The 19,067-nt window shown below is 47.2% G+C and carries 19 protein-coding genes; 9 read left to right on the forward strand and 10 right to left on the reverse strand.

Going from position 1 to position 19,067, the window contains the following annotated elements; translation table 11 throughout:
• Positions 1-96: 96 nt before the first annotated feature.
• Both SYNPCCP_RS13675 and SYNPCCP_RS13680 read left to right on the forward strand, forming a co-directional pair.
• Positions 97-891, forward strand: coding sequence for a hypothetical protein (locus SYNPCCP_RS13675; protein ID WP_223211296.1), 795 nt, complete (start codon positions 97-99; stop codon positions 889-891).
• A complete protein-coding gene (locus tag SYNPCCP_RS13680) occupies positions 888-1,388 on the forward strand; it encodes a pentapeptide repeat-containing protein (RefSeq protein ID WP_010873821.1) in 501 nt (166 codons plus the stop codon). The genes SYNPCCP_RS13675 and SYNPCCP_RS13680 overlap by 4 nt, the downstream gene beginning before the upstream one ends.
• On the opposite strand, the gene SYNPCCP_RS13685 is transcribed toward SYNPCCP_RS13680, so the two are convergent.
• Together SYNPCCP_RS13685 and SYNPCCP_RS13690 are read right to left on the reverse strand one after the other, a co-directional pair.
• Positions 1,385-3,805, reverse strand: a complete 2,421-nt coding sequence (locus SYNPCCP_RS13685; protein ID WP_010873822.1) for an ATP-binding protein — start codon at positions 3,803-3,805, stop codon at positions 1,385-1,387. The genes SYNPCCP_RS13680 and SYNPCCP_RS13685 overlap by 4 nt on opposite strands.
• A gap of 2 nt (positions 3,806-3,807) precedes the next feature.
• Positions 3,808-4,797, reverse strand: a complete 990-nt coding sequence (locus SYNPCCP_RS13690) for an ABC transporter substrate-binding protein (RefSeq protein WP_020862037.1) — start codon at positions 4,795-4,797, stop codon at positions 3,808-3,810.
• A 75-nt stretch (positions 4,798-4,872) separates the two neighbouring features.
• Here SYNPCCP_RS13690 and SYNPCCP_RS13695 point away from each other — a divergent pair, with 75 nt between their 5' ends.
• The 6 genes from SYNPCCP_RS13695 (at position 4,873) to SYNPCCP_RS13715 (ending at position 9,425) form a co-directional block, all read left to right on the forward strand.
• Positions 4,873-5,487 carry an N-acetyltransferase gene (locus tag SYNPCCP_RS13695; RefSeq protein ID WP_010873824.1) on the forward strand — a complete coding sequence of 205 codons (615 nt, stop codon included), beginning with the start codon at positions 4,873-4,875 and terminating at the stop codon, positions 5,485-5,487.
• Between the two features lie 93 nt (positions 5,488-5,580).
• Entirely contained in the window at positions 5,581-6,114 is a 534-nt protein-coding gene (locus SYNPCCP_RS17025) for an AbfB domain-containing protein (RefSeq protein ID WP_010873825.1), read from the forward strand.
• A gap of 201 nt (positions 6,115-6,315) precedes the next feature.
• Positions 6,316-6,618 carry a phosphoribosylformylglycinamidine synthase subunit PurS gene (purS, locus tag SYNPCCP_RS13700; protein WP_010873826.1) on the forward strand — a complete coding sequence of 101 codons (303 nt, stop codon included), beginning with the start codon at positions 6,316-6,318 and terminating at the stop codon, positions 6,616-6,618.
• On the forward strand, positions 6,615-7,289 hold the full coding sequence (gene purQ, locus SYNPCCP_RS13705) for a phosphoribosylformylglycinamidine synthase subunit PurQ (protein WP_010873827.1): 675 nt from the start codon (positions 6,615-6,617) through the stop codon (positions 7,287-7,289). Before purS ends, purQ begins: the two co-directional genes overlap by 4 nt.
• Before the next feature lie 58 nt (positions 7,290-7,347).
• Positions 7,348-8,277, forward strand: a complete 930-nt coding sequence (locus SYNPCCP_RS13710) for an EamA family transporter (protein ID WP_020862035.1) — start codon at positions 7,348-7,350, stop codon at positions 8,275-8,277.
• A 257-nt stretch (positions 8,278-8,534) separates the two neighbouring features.
• Positions 8,535-9,425, forward strand: a complete 891-nt coding sequence (locus SYNPCCP_RS13715) for a hypothetical protein (protein WP_010873829.1) — start codon at positions 8,535-8,537, stop codon at positions 9,423-9,425.
• Between the two features lie 150 nt (positions 9,426-9,575).
• On the opposite strand, the gene SYNPCCP_RS13720 is transcribed toward SYNPCCP_RS13715, so the two are convergent.
• From SYNPCCP_RS13720 to SYNPCCP_RS13730, 3 genes are all read right to left on the reverse strand, one after another.
• Positions 9,576-11,630 carry an FAD-dependent oxidoreductase gene (locus tag SYNPCCP_RS13720; protein ID WP_010873830.1) on the reverse strand — a complete coding sequence of 685 codons (2,055 nt, stop codon included), beginning with the start codon at positions 11,628-11,630 and terminating at the stop codon, positions 9,576-9,578.
• Positions 11,631-11,852: 222 nt separating this feature from the next.
• Positions 11,853-12,413: a DUF2808 domain-containing protein gene (locus tag SYNPCCP_RS13725; protein WP_010873831.1), complete on the reverse strand. Its 561-nt coding sequence runs from the start codon at positions 12,411-12,413 to the stop codon at positions 11,853-11,855.
• Positions 12,414-12,734: 321 nt separating this feature from the next.
• A complete protein-coding gene (locus SYNPCCP_RS13730; RefSeq protein WP_010873832.1) occupies positions 12,735-13,736 on the reverse strand; it encodes a ribose-phosphate pyrophosphokinase in 1,002 nt (333 codons plus the stop codon).
• Positions 13,737-13,906: 170 nt separating this feature from the next.
• Between SYNPCCP_RS13730 and bioD the strand changes: the two genes are divergently transcribed.
• Positions 13,907-14,620, forward strand: a complete 714-nt coding sequence (gene bioD / locus SYNPCCP_RS13735) for a dethiobiotin synthase (RefSeq protein WP_010873833.1) — start codon at positions 13,907-13,909, stop codon at positions 14,618-14,620.
• 50 nt (positions 14,621-14,670) lie between these two features.
• Here the strand turns inward: bioD and queA are convergent, their stop codons facing one another.
• The 5 genes from queA to SYNPCCP_RS13760 form a co-directional block, all read right to left on the reverse strand.
• Entirely contained in the window at positions 14,671-15,771 is a 1,101-nt protein-coding gene (queA, locus tag SYNPCCP_RS13740) for a tRNA preQ1(34) S-adenosylmethionine ribosyltransferase-isomerase QueA (RefSeq protein ID WP_010873834.1), read from the reverse strand.
• A gap of 89 nt (positions 15,772-15,860) precedes the next feature.
• Complete coding sequence (locus SYNPCCP_RS13745; protein ID WP_010873835.1) at positions 15,861-16,988, reverse strand: AI-2E family transporter; 1,128 nt, start codon at positions 16,986-16,988, stop codon at positions 15,861-15,863.
• Positions 16,989-17,104: 116 nt separating this feature from the next.
• A complete protein-coding gene (locus SYNPCCP_RS13750; RefSeq protein WP_010873836.1) occupies positions 17,105-17,839 on the reverse strand; it encodes a creatininase family protein in 735 nt (244 codons plus the stop codon).
• A 35-nt stretch (positions 17,840-17,874) separates the two neighbouring features.
• Entirely contained in the window at positions 17,875-18,243 is a 369-nt protein-coding gene (locus SYNPCCP_RS13755; protein ID WP_231848039.1) for a hypothetical protein, read from the reverse strand.
• 133 nt (positions 18,244-18,376) lie between these two features.
• The gene (locus tag SYNPCCP_RS13760; RefSeq protein WP_010873838.1) at positions 18,377-18,994 is read right to left on the reverse strand and encodes a Crp/Fnr family transcriptional regulator; all 618 of its coding nucleotides are present in this window, start codon (positions 18,992-18,994) and stop codon (positions 18,377-18,379) included.
• Positions 18,995-19,067: the final 73 nt, after the last annotated feature.

The raw sequence follows: 19,067 nt of genomic DNA on the forward strand, positions 1-19,067 counted from the left end.
GATATGGTTTTGGCAGGATCAAACGCCGTTCTCAAACTTTCAGAGGTACGGTGTTTTTGTTGCCAGTCTTCTGTTTCTTCCCTTTTTTTGGATTCCATGTGGCCCCTCTCCTGGCATCAGTTAAAATTTCCCCTAGCATTTATCTGTGCTTCTACAATCCATGGAGGGTTACTCTGGTTACCCTTGCCCCCCCCAGCAGCGGAGTTGGAGCCTCTCCCCCCCCCATCAAAGGATTCTGCTTCCGAGGCGATCGCCACAGTGCCCCTCGCCGACCTAGTGACACCGGCCCCCATGGCAGAACCTCCGCCAAAGAAATCCCCCCAAGTTTTAGCGCCTCTCCCTGGGTCTCAATCTGTTCGTGAAGTAGTGCCTGATGTTATAGCGCCACCACCATCTCCTCCCCAAACCACTCCTCTACCGAAAGCCTCCCCTAAAGCAGTAAAGGCACCCCAGGGCGAACCGAATCAAAGGCAGGACAACGAAAAAATTGAGCCTGAATCGGTTCCAGAATCCCGCTCTGACCAAGGGCAGGAGGTTGAGAATGAGATTAAAAGTATTGAACCCTCCTCCTTCCCTCAGCCTAAGAGGGAACTCATCGCTGGCATTGCCCACTTAGAAGGAGCTCAATCAGGATGCTACGGCTCAGAGGATTGTCATTTTCTGGCAGGGGCCACGGTGCGGGACGTCACCCAAGACCTCCAAGCCCGTTTGGAGGCACAAGGCTTCCGTCTGAGTGAGAGTTATCGAGATACGGGATTGCGGGTATATGAGGTTTATCGGCAAGACAAACTACCCCAATTTCTCCACATCGTCAGTGATAATGCGGGACGGGATGCGTTTTATCTTCTCTCCCCCCAACAAAAAACCTTAGAGGAACTTAGATCGCAATGAATAACAAAAAACTCAGCCTAACCCTGCCATTGGTAGGAATCCTAGCTCTGACGGCTTGTAATCAGCCCAAGGAAGAAATTGATCCCCTATCCCAGTTGCGGGAGAAAGGGGAATGTCTTGATTGCAATCTAGCGGGGGCAGACCTGCGGGAGTTTAATTTGGAAAATGCCCGCTTGAACCGTTCTGATTTATCGGGGGCAAATTTATCGGGGGTGAATTTACGGCGGGCGTTGTTGGACCGGGCCAACTTGACAGGGGCAAATCTGAGTGAAACGGATTTAACCGAAGCGGCCTTAACTGAAGCCAATCTGGCCGGGGCGGATTTGAGCGGCGCTAATTTGGAACGGAGTTTTCTGCGGGATGTGGATTTAACTGGAGCTAATCTGAAAGGAGCCAACCTAGCCTGGGCCAATTTAACGGCGGCCAACTTAACCGATGTCGATTTGGAGGAGGCGGAATTTTGGGAAACAACCATGCCCGATGGTTCTCGTCGTTAACGGGGAACGGGACAAGTCTCTTCCCGGACAATTTCCATTAAGCGATGGAAACGCACAGGTTTAACTAATAATTCGTTGGTGGCAATTTCTAGTTGGGCAATGTTACTTTTTGTCTGTTCTGTGGCATCCACTAAGGCAATAATTGTGATGGGGCTAGAGCCGAAAAATTTACGAATTTCATCCAATTTATCCTTCACTTCTTCCCCGGTATTGGCTAAATCCATCACCAATACATGGCAGGATTGATCACCGATTTTGACTAATTGGGTTAATTCCGCTGCGGTTGGATAAAGACAATTTAACCATTGCATTTGGTATCCTTTAGCTCGGAAATAACTACTTAGGGTGGTGGCATAGGCAGAATTTTTACTAATTAAAGTGATGATTATCGGAGTCGGACTGCCGTGATTAGTAACCTCCACCAGTTGCCCCCGGTGGCGCGGCCCATCTTTATCTTGAAAAACACAGGGAATGGTAATCTTAAAACGACTGCCCTCATTGAGCTTGCTGGTCACTGTCACTGAGCCGCCATGGAGTTCAACAATTTTTTTCACTAAAGATAAGCCCAATCCAGTGCCGTCATAGCGACGGTTAAGGGCGCTATCAATCTGCACAAACGGCTCAAAAATATTGTTTAGTCTATCCGCCTCAATGCCAATGCCAGTATCGAAAACAGTGAAACTTAACTGTGGTGGCGACTGGCTATTTTCTTTCCCCTGCTCCTTTATTAAGTCAGCCTGTACGACTACTTTTCCCCCTTCTGGGGTAAATTTAATGGCGTTATTCAGTAGGTTAATTAAAACTTGACAAAGTCGTCGCTTATCCACTAGCACATCAGGCAAATTGGGAATAATTTCAGACGACAAATTAATTTGTTTTTGGATCGCAAATTGTTGGACAAAAGTTAAACTATGATTGACCAATGCTGACACGCTGGTGGGGTTTAAATCCAAATCCATTCTGCCCGCTTCAATTTTAGAAAGGTCAAGAATATCATTAATTAATGAAAGTAAGTGTCGGCCACTATTTTCTACTATTTCTAACGACTGGACTTGTTTACCGTTGAGGGGACCATAAACTTGGTTTTGTAGAGTCTCTATCATGCCCAAAATGGAGTTGAGGGGAGTGCGTAATTCGTGGCTCATATTGGCCAGAAATTCGTCTTTGAGTTGAGTGGCTTTGGCTAAAATTTTGTTGGAAAGTTTTAGTTGTTCTTCTGCTTTTTTAATCTCCGTAATATCGGCGATCGTACCGATAATTTTCACAAATGCCTCCCCTTGTTCCTGATGGATTTGCCCCCGCAACAAACAATGATAAATTTCCCCATTGGCCGCTTCCAAACGGAGTTCTGTGGATAGTTCCATGGTGGGATCTTCCAAGCTTTGCTCAATGGCCTGCCAAAACATTGGGCGATCGCCAAGGTGAATGAAAAAATCCCCATCTGCCGGTTCAAGGGGTTGCTCAAAGCCAAGCCAAGTAATCAAATTGGGGTCCACTTCAAAGTAGTGTATTTTAGGCTGACATTCCCACACCCATACCCTTGTGGCCTGGGAAGCTAATTCATAGCGTTGGGCAATTTCCACATATTTTCTTTCGGCAATTTCTAGGGCTTCTCGTTGATAAATCTGCAATTGATTGAAGGTCTGCACCAGGGTTTGGCCCAAAAAACCAATTTCATTGCTCGGTAGAGGGGGCAAATTAAACTGCTCAGTATTGTCATAGTTAATTAAGGCCCGGTGCAGTTTCCCCAAAGGGAGCAACACCGCATATCTAATTAATAACCCTAAAAGCAGGAGAATTACTACTATCCCAATAATGAACGAACCCACCACGAGCAAAAGTCCCTGGTTAACCTCTCGGTTTAATTCCTGTTTTGATAGAATGGTGATTGCTACTCCCCGTCGGTGACTATTTTGATCACGGTAACTTTCTCCCTGCTCAGGGAAAGAGTAAGTGTTAAAGGGAAGAGCGTAAACCACCACTTCTTCTTCTTCAATTTGGGTAATTAGGGATTGGGGGATACCGCTGATGGAAACCTGTTCAAAAATAGGAAAAAGAGCTGGTGTGACTTGGGCATATTTTTCTCCCCGTACCATTTTTATTTCTCCACCATGGGCAATGAGAATGCCATTGGGATCAACGATTGAAATTGTTTGTACGTTGGGCCAAGTCGCATAGTTTTGGGCCAAACGATTGAGGCGATAAACATCCTTGGTTTCCACCAAACCTTCCGCCGCAAACTCTAAACCTTCGGTTAATCGCTGGGCCCTTGTGATAATATTAATTCTTGATTTTTCTTGTAATTGTTGCCTGGTTAAAACTACGGCTATGGCGCTGGTGATCATCAAAATAAGGGCGCAACCAGCTAGCAACTGGTAACGGAGAGGCCGGGTAAAACGTGGTTTCTCCTGAACCATTCTTAAGACCGCTCCACAGCTTGGGAAAACAGTCGAGAATTGATGACAATATCATCTCGAATAATCAGGCGATGACCATAACTTTCTAGTAGCAACCGATAGCCTCTAGAAATGACGGATTCTAATTGTCTTTGCACTAACATTTTTTCATTCAAGAGGCGATCGCCGTGAATCATCCCCTGGAAACCTTGGACAAAGACCTCCACAGGCACATCCAACTGTTGGGCCACAATGGTAAAAACTTCTTCGGGATTAGTTTCCACCGCATCCATCACCTCCAGCCATACCTGAATAAACCGAATTAATTCCTCCTGTTTTTCTTCAACTACTGCTGGACGGGTTATCAGACCATCCACCACCATGCTGTCGATTTCGGCCGTGGTGTAGATAATGTTTCCCCCAATTTCTTCTGCTGTTTTCTCCAACAGGGGGTCCCAAAGCACCGCTGCGTCAATGGAACCATCTTTGAGGTGATTGACTCCTTCTTCGTTCGATATGTCAATAATTTCCACTTCATCCAGGTCTAGGTCGTTGGCCCACAGAGCTTCTAGCAAAATTACGTGGGCAAGACTACCAAACCGGGCGCTAATCTTTTTGCCAGGCATCTGGGCCATGAAATTTAATCTCGGCCGGGCCACAATGCCGTCGGAACCGGCCGAAACATCGGCAACCAGGATAAACTCTGGGGTGTCTTGGGGAAAATCCAATTGCATGGCCTGGGGTAGGGGGGCAAAACTGGCATCCTGGTAGCCCCGCATTGTGGCCCGGAGATTATCATTCTGTTCTTCAAAATGAACTAATTTAACGTCTAGTCCCCGCTTGGTGAATAGACCCTTAGATTCGGCATACAGAATCACGCTATAGCCAGGCCAGTCATTCATGCCTACTATGAGCGGCTGTAAAACTTGCTTGGGACGCAGGCTAATTAAGGCGATCGCCGTTAGGATGAGGATAAGCCCAAACCCCAACAGCTTTTTAAGGGAATACTTCATTGCGGTCTGGGAAATATTAAGGGAATTGGCAAATCTGATCAATGCACCTATTCCGGCCAACACATTCAGTAACCTATGGAAAAATCACCGTTGAGTCCCCCCGGCTATTGCCTTTATAAAGGGACTACCAGAGATCGGCGGTTACTGGTGGATTTTCTGGAGCGTACCTACCATTCCCTTTTCCCGGAACTGTGCGACTTTCCCCATTTAGAACAAACAGTGGAAAGCTATTTTTCTTGGCGATCGCCATTGTGGTGGGTTGTGCCGGAAACGACCCAAGGAAATTCTAATCATAACGACCATGATAGCCCTTTTTTTCCACGGGAAGATCCCCTGGGATTAATGGCCCAAATCAATCCGACAATTGGGCCAGCCGATGGTTTTAATCAAACAAATTCGGCAGAGAAAATCACTCGTCCCCAACCCATTGCCGGCCTTTGGTTAGGTAACGCCATTGATCAGGTCACAGGCGATCGCCATGGACATATTTTCATGCTCTATGTGGAGCCGGCCCACCGTCGTCGGGGCATTGCTACTTCCTTGATGGAACAGGCCCAACAATGGGGCCAACAAAGAGGTGATCGATTAATAGCATTGCAGGTTTTTAGCCATAACCAAGGGGCAATGAAATTATATGAAAAATTTGGTTTTACTCCCCATGCTTTGGTCATGCAAAAAAGCTTGATATAATCGAGATATATCTAGGAAATAGGTTCACCAAAAAAGAGTCTAAGTATTAATTTACCAGCCTAGATTGTCGGATTAAACGGAAGGTAAAATAAAATGAAACTTTTACCACTTCTCCCCCTATTTGGCTTGACAGTGGCCTTAGCGATTCCCTCTATGGCTATTTTGGGTGGACCTAGGCAAATCCAAGCCCAAAGCCCTTATGTTCGTTATGAGTCAGTCAATTATCCCCAGCGTTACATACGTCACAGAAACTATCTGGGCTACATTGAACCCGTCAAGACAAGCTTAGATGAATTGGATTCTAGTTTTCGCGTCACAACAGGATTAGCAAACCCTAATTGCATTTCTTTAGAATCTAGAAACTTTCCGAATTACTTCCTAAGACATAGAAACTATCGCATAATTTTGTCTGCCAATGAAAACAATGATCTTTTTAGGCAGGATGCAACTTTTTGTCCAAGAAATGGATTAAATTCCCAAGGGGGAGTATCATTTGAATCAAACAATTATCCAGGTCACTATATTCGACATCGAAACTTTGAACTGTGGCTTGATAAATTTAGCGGATTTACAGAAAGCACAATTTTCAGAAATGACGCTACTTTCATTCAAAGAGATGTACCTTAAAATAGTTGTCAGTTTTTAACCCAACTCAAAGTCGTTAGCATCGCTTATTTTCAGCATAATTTGGCTAAGTGCCTTGGAATCAATAAAGCCTAGTTATGCACAAAATAATCCGGCGCTCTTTAGCAGTAAAGTGATTTCATTTTCGAGATCTAGATTTGGGGCTAGTCTTGCCGAGAAAGACTTTCTAAGGCAGGATTAACAGTGGCAGATTCCCCGGTAAGGCCCTCCATGTCCCATTCCTACCATTGTCGTATTTACGTTACCCTACGTCCCTCCGTGCTTGACCCCGCTGGGACTGCTGTGCAATCTGGTTTGCAACAATTGGGCTACGATGGCGTTTCCCAGGTCAGAATTGGTAAATACATTGAGTTAACCCTCGAGGCCCCGGACGAAGCCACCGCTTCCCAACAGCTAGACACCATGTGTGACCAACTATTGGCCAATACGGTGATCGAAAATTATTGCTTTGAAATTACCGCCCTAGAAGGTGCCGTCACACCATGACCAGTTTTGGTATTATTGTTTTCCCCGGTTCCAACTGCGATCGGGACATTGCCACCGTCACCGCCGGTTTATTAGACCAGCCAACTCGATTTATTTGGCACCAAGAAACCGATCTCCACGGGGTAGATGTGGTGGTTTTGCCAGGGGGCTTCAGCTACGGTGATTATCTCCGCTGTGGGGCGATCGCCAGATTTTCTCCTATTATGACCGCCATCATTGACCATGCCAACGCAGGCAAAAGGGTGTTGGGTATCTGTAACGGTTTTCAGGTGCTAACGGAAGTTGGTTTACTGCCGGGGGCTTTAATTCGCAATCGGGATTTACATTTCATCTGTGACCGGGTGACCGTGCGGGTTGAAAGTAACCAGACAGTCTGGACAAAGGGTTACCAATCCCAACAGGTAATCACCCTTCCCATTGCCCACGGCGAGGGCCGCTATTTTGCTGATGGGGATACGTTGAAAGCCTTGGAGGATAACGAGCAAATTCTCTTCCGCTACAGCAACGCCCAGGGGGAATTGACAACGGACAGCAATCCCAACGGTTCTTTGCACAATATTGCTGGCATTACCAATGTCCAAGGTAATGTGCTGGGCATGATGCCCCACCCAGAACGGGCGGCCGATCGCCTACTCAAGGCCACTGATGGCCTGGCCATGTTTATCAGTTAGGTTAGTCCATGAAGGCAAGTATGGCCTATTCACATCTAAACGAAGAGGATCATTAACTTTGCTCACCGGAGCTAAACGCTTAACGTTAACGGAGTGGAAAACCATTGGCCTCCTGCTGACCATGGTCACTACCCAGGTGTTGGGGGATATTTGGCTCAGCCGGGGCATGAAAGTGTTCGGCGCAGTGGAAGATTATAGTCTTGCAGGTTTGTGGACATTGTTTCTCTATCTGCTCACTTCCCCCTGGATTGTGGTGGGGGTAATCACGTTACTGTTTGCCCTGTTTCTCTATTTCACCGCTACATCCCGGCTGGATTTAAGTTTAGTTCTGCCCCTATTTTCTTCCAGCTACATTCTCAATGCCCTACTGGCATGGCTAATACTGGGGGAAGAAGTTTCCTTTTACCGTTGGCTGGCCACTTTTATGATCGCCAGTGGAGTATTTATTGTCTGTTGGTCAGAACATCGCCACCGTTCCCAACTAATGGGGGAAAAGTTTAGCCCGACCCCAGCCCCGGTCGTACCAGTTAAGTCTTCCCGGCGATCGCCATTGTGGTTATTTCCTGTGGGCATTGCCCTTTCTCGGGTTTGGTTTGGCATTTTGATTTTAATTTTCACCGATTCCGCTGGGGACGTACTCATTGCCCGGGGCATGAAACAAATTGGCCCTGTGAGGTTACAATCGCCCCTGAAAATGGTCAAGTTAATTGGTCGTATTCTTTCCCATCCCTCAGTGTTAGGGGGCATTGGTTGCCAAACCATCAGTTTTGTTACTTTTATTTCCCTGCTCAGTTGGACCGATATTAGCCTGATCCGACCAGCGGGGGCATTGGGTTACGTCATGAGCCTATTGGGGGCCAAATTTTTGCTGAAAGAAACCATTCCCCTGGCTCGGTGGCTGGGCATCGGCGTGATTACCGCTGGGGTAGCCCTTATCGCCCTCGACGAAGTTAATTTGGTGGATCAAATTTTGCTATTTTTCCTGTAGACAAAGCAATTTGGCGATCGGCCTAGTTGTTTATTCTAGTCCCATCAAGGAGCAGTGGAATAGCAAGATCCATTACTAAAAGCATTTTAAAAATTATTCAATGGAATTATTTTATTTGTCCCAAAGTATTGACATAGCTATTGATTAACTTTCTGACTAAAATAGTCCACCATCACAGTTAATCAATTTACACAATTCCACCCATAAATAACCCACTTCCTCATTAAAATTGAGATATCCGAATTGGAATTTTAATTATGAAGACTTCTATTTTATCTGCATCAACTTTGCTGATTCTTGGCTTAACCAGTTTAATTCCAGCCATGGCCCAATCTCAAAGTATTACCTGCTTGAGGGAGGGCAGTTTTATTACCTGTCCTGGCTATGGACGTTTTGATTATACTTCTGATAATCGTTATAACCGTGAGTCAGAGATAAATAACCTTTTTATACAGGTTTTGGGGCGTAACGCCACCAGCAATGAATTACGGGACTTTACCCAGACTATTAATAACCGAGGTTGGTCTTTGGCACAAGTCAGAGAAAACCTAGTTAATAGTGAAGAATTTTACCAATCTGTTAATAGCTTTTACCGAGAATCCTTAGGCCGAAATATTGATGACAATGGCTTAATGCATTATCGTAGTGTAGTTGTTAATGGCCAAAACTTAGGAAATATTCGCAACGAAATCAACAATAGCACTGAAGCCAGAAACTTAAATAATGGCGGTAATTATAACCAAGGCAATAATTCTGTACGACAACGTCAATTCAATGACATGTATGTTCAAGTGTTGGGTCGTAATGCCAACTCCAACGATGTAAGGGATTACAATCGGTCAATGAACAGTAATCGTAATTATTCCTTGCTCGAAGCCCGTCAAGATTTGGTAAACAGCCAAAAATTTAAAACAGCAATGGATAGCTTATATCAACAATATTTAGGACGTAATGCTGACACAGTGGGGCTACAAGGTTATCGCAATGCAGTCATGGCTGGTAGTACTTTTGATAATATCAAAAATGAAATCTCCAATAGTCCTGAAGCTGAACGATATCAAGACAATAGCGATAATTCAAGCAATCCATCCAGTGGGACTTCAATCATGAAAGGGCTTCTTTGTGGAATTACTAATATATGTTTTTGATGAATTTCACAAATAAAATCAAGGAGTTCATTTAAAAAAAATTGAGAGAAAGGGGTAAAGGCAGCAATATCTCTCTTTTTTTTAAATTTATAGCGGCAGCAAAAGCATATTTCAATTAAGGAAAAATACAAAATTAGAACTTTAAAACTCCTATTTCCAATTTTCAAAGCTGGTGAAAATAGACGTGTTGGGAAAAGCTGTCGGGTTGCCAGTACTGTCAATTTTGCGCCGCAACTGTAACAATTTTTGATTGGCAATTAAAGCGGTTTGATTTACCAATTGATAGGGTAAATAATCATTTTGCAACGCATCCGCCGCCACAATACCCGCCGCCGCCCCAGAAGACCATTCAAAGGAATGCACCCGATAGGCCGCCGCCGCAATATGACTAGTGGCAATGGTTTTTCCCACCACTAAGAGATTATCGACGCGTTGGGGAATCATGGCCCGCAGGGGAATTTGGAACGGGTAGGAAGGAGTATGGGCTTGGCGTTCCCCCGGTCGCTCGATGTTGCCGGGTTTTTCCACTGGATATTCCAGATAACAGGGATGAAAATCAATGTTGTAATGGCCAATGCCCACGGAATCAGGATACATGGTGGCCCGCTGGCGACGCTCCACTGCATCGGGGGAAAGGCTACCATCAAGCACATCCAAACCGTCAATGCCCGCTAGCTCTGCGTGTAAACGACGGTAATCCCTAGGAGAAAGATTTTCCCGGTAAAAATCGTCTTTAAAATCCTGGCGGGAAATATCCGTTTCATTGATTTCAAATCCGTTGGGGTAAATAAAATCCGGCCGGCCAATGATTCTGCGCCCTTCCCGAATATAGGGAAACTTGGAAAGACCATGCTCGGTGCCCATGGGACTATCCAGCCCCTTCAGCAAACGGTTATTGGGATTGGGCGTTTTGACATTGTCGCCCAGCTTGGCATCGGTGGTACCCGCCACTAACCAATGGTAAAAACCCAAGGCGATTTTTTCGCCATTGGCTAAGCTTTCCGTCCGCAGTCCCCCTAGCCAACCCCCTGGTTCCAGTTGTCCTGTTTGTTGTAGTTGCTCTCTGGTGTAAACAAAATTGTCCCTAGGAGTACCGGGAGTGTAATCGTTTCCCGGCAACCAGTTTTGCATGGAAATTTCCCCTGGCTGGGTGGGACTAACCCCAAAGCGATTTTTCGGTTGGTTAGGGGTAGCAGGCTCAAAAATACCTAGCCCATCGGGACTCCAAATGCGTCGATAGGTAAACAGCGCATCAAAATCAAACCGGGATTGGTCGTAGCTGTAATAGGGAGTAAATCTTTGGTAAAAATCCGGCTCTGGTTGGGGTTGGGGCTCGGTGGTGGCCTCCATGGCAAAGGTGTAGGTGAAGCCCTGGGTACAGTAGGCAAAGCCTTCCACACTAGAAGAGGAGGGATCAAGATAGGTGCGGGGATCCACTCCTACCCGGTAGGGCACATCTGCTAAACCAATTAATTCCCCGGTTTCCGTAGCTTCCACCACCAACCATTGGGCTGTTCTACCCTGGTTACTTTGGGGCGCAGTGAAGTTAATGATAGTTTTAGTGAATTGCTCCGAATCTTCGTAGCGGTAACTATCTTCAATGGTCTGGGATAAAAACTGACTGTTCAACGGTGGGGCGTTGGGAGCCGGTTGGTGCTGAATGGCGATCGCCTGAATAATTTCTTCTCCTGCTTCCCCAAGGGCGGTGGGGGCTAAGACTAATTCTTTGATAACCGTGTTAGGAAACCATTGCAGAGTGCCCTGGCCTTTCTTTTCTGCATCCTCCAGCATTGCCATCAGAATGTCATGGCCATCCTTGGGTAGGAAACAAGAAGAGCGGCTTACCCAGCATTTGCCGGGATTTTGCACACCGTAGAAATCCTTAATCCGTTGCCGTAGCTCCAGATAACCCCGGGGATAAAACAACTTATCCGTTTGGGTTGGCCGTTCATCGAGGGCGGCGGTGCCCTGGGAAGTAAGTTGACCCCCCACCCAATCCGTCAGCTCCGTCATGCAAACATTTTTCCCCGCCAACAGACCTTCATAGGCCGTTGCTGTGCCGGCTAATCCACCCCCCACTATCAAAATTTCGCACTCCACTGTCTTGTCCACTGGCCTGGGAGGAGCAGTTTGCCCAGGGGCGATCGGCCAGGAAAAAATTGCCAGAAAAATAGCCGCAACAGTTCGGCGGCAGTAGGTAATCATCAAAGTTATCGCTACTCAATGCAATTAATAAAAACCAAGGAAATGCCGTTGGTAAAGATCACACAGATAAGATTGAATTAGTGTCAATCTAACCTGAATCTAAACCTGAGGGACAATTTAAAATCACAGGTTCAGAAGGCGGGGACAAAAATTATCCTTGACCCGTCTTTGCCAGTCTTGTCAATCGAAACCCCGACAAAAGTCCCCCATAGGATAAACCAACTAGCGGTTAATACTCACAATCCAAGTCCCTAAATAAACTCGGACGGGAATATCACCGGATACCATGGCATCGGCCACCATGTAATAAGTTCCAAGGCTGGGGTTAGTAACATTGGAAAGGGTAATGGTCACCTGACTGTTGGGTTCTGCTGGCTCTGCCAAAACAATCTGTAAAAAGCGACTTTCTTTGTCCCAAACCACATCTTCAATTTCAATGTTTCCCTGGCGTTTAGTTTCAACCCGGACTTTATCTACATCGAAAGTGCCATCAAAATTTTCGGGGTAGGAAACGTATAGAACTTTCGCCCCCTGGGTCATTTTCTTGGCGGGGATATACAGTTTATAGCGGTCCCTTTGACCAGAACGACCGTTGAATTGTAAGTAGTAATCCAGAATATCGCTACGATTATCCACCCCACTAAAAATAGTGAATCCAGAGTTACCTTGGGCAAAACCAATGGCAGGCAACCCCATCACCAAAACACCACTTAGGGAGAGAAGCGCGAGTAGTTTTTTGGACAATTTAGCTTGGGAAAATTTAGGCATAGATGGCATAGACATGGCTTGGCCTCCGAGGAAATTGAGATGGAAAAGGGGGAATGTCTAGTGGAAATCTATTTGAGAAATCCTCAAGAGTTAGCAATTGAGGCAACAGAACCGGGCATAGAACAAAGCTTGCAAACAAGCCTGAGCCCGAAAATAGTAACTGGATGACGGCATTGACCGCCCAACTACTAGCATAGCCAAAGAAATTGCCGAACCAAGGCATGGCCCAAGGCGGCATCAGCTTCAAATTACTTAACCAAGACTATCACCCCGTCCCAGCTTTGGCCAGCCTGGCTATCCAGCTTTACCATTGTCCACAAAAAATTATTGTTATTCCTAGCGGAACATACTGCTGACGGAGCTTTCCTCGTGGATGCGCCAAATCGCTTCCCCAATTAAATTAGCCACGGAAAGAATAGTCAGTTGGGGAAAATGATGATCGTCAGGCACGGGAATGGTATTGGTAACAATCACCTCTTCAAACAAGCCACCAGAAAGGCGATTGATGGCCGGCTCCGAGAAAACAGCATGGGTGGCACAGGCATAGACCTGACGAGCGCCCTGGGCCCGGAGCAAACGGGAGCCTTCCGACAAAGTACCAGCGGTGTCGATCATGTCATCCACTAGCACGGCGGTTTTTCCGTCCACGTCACCTATGAGATTTAATACTTCTGCAACGTTATGGCTCTGACGACGTTTATCAATAATGGCCAGGGGGGCATCGTTTAACTTTTTGGCAAAGGCCCGAGCCCGGGCTACCCCTCCCACGTCGGGGGAAACCACCACTAAGTCAGTTAGTTGCTTACTTTTTAGGTAGTCGATAATAACGGGGGAACCGTACATGTGGTCGCAGGGAATGTCAAAATAACCCTGGATCTGGGCAGAGTGGAGGTCCATAGCTAAAACCCGTTGGGCCCCGGCACCGGTGATGAGATTAGCAACTAACTTGGCCGAGATGGATTCCCGACCAGCGGTTTTACGATCTGCCCTCGCATAACCGTAATAGGGCAACACGGCGGTAATCTGGCGGGCTGAAGCACGACGGCAGGCATCGATCATGATCAGCAATTCCATCAAGTTATCGTTAACCGGATGGCAGCAGGGTTGGATCAGATAAACGTCACCGCCCCGAATGGATTCCTGGATTTGAATGTAGAGTTCTCCATCGGCAAACCGTTTCCGCAACATGGGGCCGATGTCCATGCCCAAATAACGGGCCACTTCTTGGGATAAAGATGGGTTGGATGATCCGGAAAAAAGACGTAAGCGATTGTTGTCAGATAAGGCAGACAGCATCGATTGACGTGTTAAAGTAGCGATACGGCTCACGGCAGACACTTTACCCCCATGTCATGGCAGATTACTGGTGTTTCCCTTAGTCGGGTGCCCGGAAGCAAACCCAGGGTTTTCGATCCAATCATAGCGGATTCTTTCCTCGCCAATCTCTTTAGGTTTTGCAAAACTTAAATTAACCTCCAATAAATTTCTCTTCCCAGTTTTTGCTCCCCATGTCGAATTTTTCCCGAGCCGTTGACCAAAAAACTTTATTAGTTGCGGGTTGCGACACAGGGGTGGGGAAAACGGTAACTACTTCGGCGTTGGCGGCCTACTGGTGGAAGTGTGGCAAAGATCAGTCTTTCGGACTAATGAAGTTGATGCAGACTGGTCTGGGGGATGACGAGCTTTACCAACAATTATTCGGCCATCTGACCCGCTGGGATGTGGTGACGCCGCTGAAATTTGCTACGCCCCTAGCTCCTCCTTTGGCCGCTGACCAAGAAGGAAAAACCATTGATTTGGGAGTAGTCTGGCAGACTTTGCAGACAATGCAACAAAACCATGACCATGTACTGGTGGAAGCCCTGGGTAGTTTGGGTTCCCCCGTTACCCACGAACTGACAGTGGCGGATATTGCCGCCCTTTGGCGTTTGGAAACTATTTTGGTGGTGCCGGTGCAACTGGGGGCCATGGGCCAGGCGATCGCCCAGGTGGCCTTGGCCAGACAAACTAAGGTCAAACTGAAGGGCTTAGTGCTCAGTTGTGCTAGCCCGGAGGCGGAGGGCAAGGTGGAAGACTGGGCCACTCCAGCTATGTTGGAATCCTTTACCCATTTGCCGGTTTTGGGGATTGTGCCCTACCTAACCGAGTCGGAGCGGGAAAATTTATCTCGTTTAGCGGAGATTACGGCCCGATTTGGCCTGGAAAAATTAGCCTATTTTTAGGTTAATTCGGTTGAATATAAACCGATTTAAATAATACCCAGCCCCTAGTTTTATCGAATTTTTTCCTGTCCTCGGCAAGCTTCCGGCAGAATCACCATGGCATCTCCAAAGGAGTAAAATCGGTACCCTTTGGCGATCGCCGTTTCGTAAATGGCCATTAACCGGGGGCGGCTGATTAGGGCACTGACCAACATTAATAAACTGGATTTGGGCAAGTGAAAATTGGTAATCAGCCCATCCACTAAGCGCCATTGATAACCGGGGTAAATAAACAAATCCGTCTGGCCCCGAAAGGGTTGCAGGGGTTGCCGGGGAAAATCACTTTCCTGGGCCATGCCTTCCAAACAGCGCACCACCGTGGTGCCCACCGCAAAAATTCTGCCCCCACTGGCCCTAGTTTTTTCAATCACTTCCACCGTCGTTGGAGGTACATCAATCCATTCTTGGTGCATTACGTGGTCGAGAATATTTTCCGCTTCCACGGGGCGAAAGGTGCCAATGCCCACATGGAGAGTAACTTTCGCTGTCTGTACTCCCTGTTGGGCTAGTTTTGTGAACAATTCCTCGGTGAAATGTAACCCCGCTGTGGGGGCCGCCACCGCTCCTAATTTTTCCGCATAGATGGTTTGATATTGGTCATTCGTGGCTTGGCGATCACCGATGTAGGGAGGAAAGGGAATTTCACCATAGTCTGGCAACACATCCCAGAGTCTTTGTCCCGGCTCCAAAACAAATTCTAATAACCGTCCCCCCGTGGCATCGTCCCGTTGCAAAATGGTGGCCCAGAGGTCGGGCTTTTCCCCATCCCTGGCGGGAAATTTAACTTTGGCCCCCAGCTTTAATCTTTTGCCTGGCTTGACTAGGGCAATCCATTGGTTTTCAGTACACTCTGTCAAGAGTAAAATCTCCACTGCCACGCCATTTTCTTTTTGGCCATGGAGACGGGCGGGCATTACCTTCGTGTCATTGAGGACTAATAAATCCCCCGGTTTCAGATAGTTACCCAAATCATAAAAATGTTGGTGGTCCACGGTGAATGGGTCTTTCACCACCAGTAGACGGGAATGATCCCGGGGAACGGCGGGGGTTTGGGCAATACAATCTGCAGGGAGATGGTAATCGTAACTACTAAGATATTTGTCCTGGTCCATGGATGGTCGAAATGCGAAAAATTTTAAAAGACAGAGACAGTAAAAAATAAAGTCCTACAGGCTTTAACCCTTAACAATTATCCAAAAATTTAGGTCGAAACCACTGAAACTTCAGCGGGCTGTTCCCCAGATTTTTTCGGTAATCCCCGCAGGCGATCGCTCGTTGCTTTGATAACGCTGGCTAGGGGCACCGCCACCAACAGACCCAAAACTCCCCCTAATTTACTGCCTACAAACAAAGAAACAATAATCCAAGCAGGATTTAAACCGGTGCGGTTACCCATCAAACGAGGGGAGATGACATTATCATTAATTTGCCCCACAATCACCGCCGCCAAAAGAATTTTTACCCCCAACCAAAAGTTTTCCAACATTAGCAACAGACTAATGACAATAATGCTTAAAGCACTGGCAAAAGGAATCAAAGTGCTTAGACCGATGGTAATGGCAAAAAGGATGGCATAGGGGGCTTGGAGTAGGGTAAACACAACCATTTGAGCCACCGAGAGAATACCCGCTAAAATTGCCTGGGTGGCAAAATATCCTTCAAAGGTATCCCGAATTAAATTTTGCAAATCTCTCTGCCAAGGATGGGGAAACCAGCTAAAAATGCCATCCCAAATTTTTTCTCCCCCCAGCACCAGGAAAATGGTCAGCACTAACAGGATCAAGCCATTAATACTGGTGCTAATGGTGACCCCCACTAGCCCCAACAGTTGATTGCCAAAGGAATTGAGAATGCGGCTTAACTTTTCAATTGCCTGACTGATCAGGGGTTGGAGGTCCACCTGGAGATTGGCGTAATGCTCATTGACCCAAGCTTGTAGCATCAGCAGTTGGGCGTTGCCGGAACGGAACCAGCCGGGTAAGTTATCCAGCAGTTGTCCCAATTGGTCGATCGCCAGGGGAATGACGATTAACAGAAAAAGACTGATGACGACCAGGGCAATGAGTAGAACGCTAGCCACCGCCCAGGGTCGTTTGAGACCTTTTTCCACCAAAATTCGGACGGGAATATCTAATAAAAAAGCTAGTAGGGCGGCCGCCACCAACAAACTACTGAGGGGTTGCAAAAAACCCATGGCTTTGTAGATTAACCAACCGTTGAGGAAAAAGAGAGGAAAGAGCAGACTCAGCCGGAGCCAAGGGGGGGATTGTTTCAGTTCTTCCAACATGGCGGGCGCAGACAGACTATCAACTACGGGGGCAATGTTCACCTTAACCTAGCCAGGGGCATTTGGCGATCGCCGATCGGGGGGTTCAGTTTATTACTGCCAGTTTTCCTAGAAAGATTAAGTAATCCGCCCATTGGGGAAATTTGGCTGAATTGAAGCTAATTTTCTGCCAAAAACCGCTGATAGCTCTCACTTAATTCCTTCACTGCCACTTCATAAAACCGTTGGCCATGTTCTGGGGTAGCCAGGGCCGGATTGGAGCCCATGCGGCCATCAGAATAATGGGCCCGGAAATCTTGGGCACTATAAATACTATGGCCTGAGGCAACTTCCGAATTTAACGGCGCAGTTTTAATCGCTTCGGGGTAAACAAATTGGGTTACAGCCACTTCACTGGGGGTGGCGTGGGAACCTTCTTGGTCACTGTAGAGTTCCTTGGCTAATTGATATACTCCCCTGGCCATGAACCAATTACCCACCTGACAACGGACATCTTGGCCATGGCTGCCCAAATGGTGATAGGTTTCGGAAAAAGCGGCTTTGAGGGTGGCAATATTTCCCCCATGGCCATTGATGAAGTAAAAACGGCTAAAACCGGCGTTGGCTAAACTACTGACGTAATCCATAACAACCTGGATCAGGGTACTGGGACGCAAACTAATACTGCCGGGAAAGGCCAAATGATGCAAAGCCATGCCGACGTTAATGGTTGGCCCCACCATTGCTCCAGTTGCTTCCCCCACTCCTTTGGCGATCGCCTCCGCACAAATGGCATCGGTACCGATCAGACCAGTGGGGCCGTGCTGTTCCGTAGAACCAATGGGAAAAATAATGCCGCTGGAAGACTGTAGATAATTTTCGACTTCGGGCCAGGTGGAGAGGTGCAATTGCATGGTGGGCTTGGGCTAAATGGGCTAACTAGTTCCATCTACCTTAAAACAGGTTCAGAGAAAATAGTTTTACCATTCTTGGTTACCCGTAACTGTTGCCGGTCCACCCAATAGGTATAGGCTCCATTGGTGGCGTAGTAGGTGCCGCTGTCGGTGATTAGCACATCCATCACATTAATCTGGTCGCCATTGTTTTTATTAACGCCCCGGTAGAAAATTTGTCCGTCGTAGGTTTGGCAAATATAGGCTAGATAAGTTTTGGTTTCATAGGCTTCCACCACTTCCGCCCTGGGACAACCTCGAATAATTTCCGCTAGTAACAATTGGGATGGTAATGTTTGTAACCCAGTTAGCGGAGAGGCGATCGCCGTTGCACTACCAGCTTTTAATGGGATGGGGGCCAGCAAAGTCGTTGCTACTGTCAAAGCCCCAAGCCATCGACAACAGTGCCCAAGGTTTGCCCAGACCATAACTATTTCCTCAACTGCACAACAACTGAGTCCAGGCTATCAAAAAAAACCTTGCCAATCCGGTTCACACCTAGTTTCCCAAGGCAATGACCAAATGGCGATCGCCGTCTAAACTGACCTTTCCCTGGGTTTGGAATTCCCCCAGCAGACGGGTGACTGTTACCCTGGTGGTGCCAATGGCATTGGCTAACATTTGATGGGTGAGCCGCACCGATAAACGCATGCCCCCGGTCCCTGGTTGCCCCAATTCCTGTCCTAGTAAGTTCAGTAGGCCTTGGAGTCTTTCGTCCACCCGTTTATAACCGGCGATCGCCAGTAGAGCTTCCCTCTGCCTCACCTGCTGTAGGGTCTGGTCAAGCACCAAGCGACATAAATTAGCGTTGTTGGTAATCATTTCCAGGGAATAACCCCGCAGATATACATCCGTCAAAGCTCGAATTTGGTAGGTTTCCCGTTGATGGGCACTAAAATCTAAGCCCACAAAACTACCGGGTTGGGCCCAACCCATCAGCACCTCATCGCCTCCCAAGGTCCATTGACTGACCTGTAAAATCCCCCGGTAAATTTGCCAACACCCCTGGTCTTTGGGCGGAACAACGTCACCCCTTTCATAGAATTGGAGGGGCTGGGAGTCTAAGCCTACTAAGGCACTTAAACCATCGGCGATCGGGGAACTGTTCACAAACATAAAATCAGGCAACCCTCAAAAATCAATCCAGGCGATCGGGCTTAGTTCCCATTGGTCAAGCATCTTGTTTGCA

It is taken from the genome of Synechocystis sp. PCC 6803 substr. PCC-P (assembly GCF_000284455.1).
Classification (GTDB): domain Bacteria; phylum Cyanobacteriota; class Cyanobacteriia; order Cyanobacteriales; family Microcystaceae; genus Synechocystis.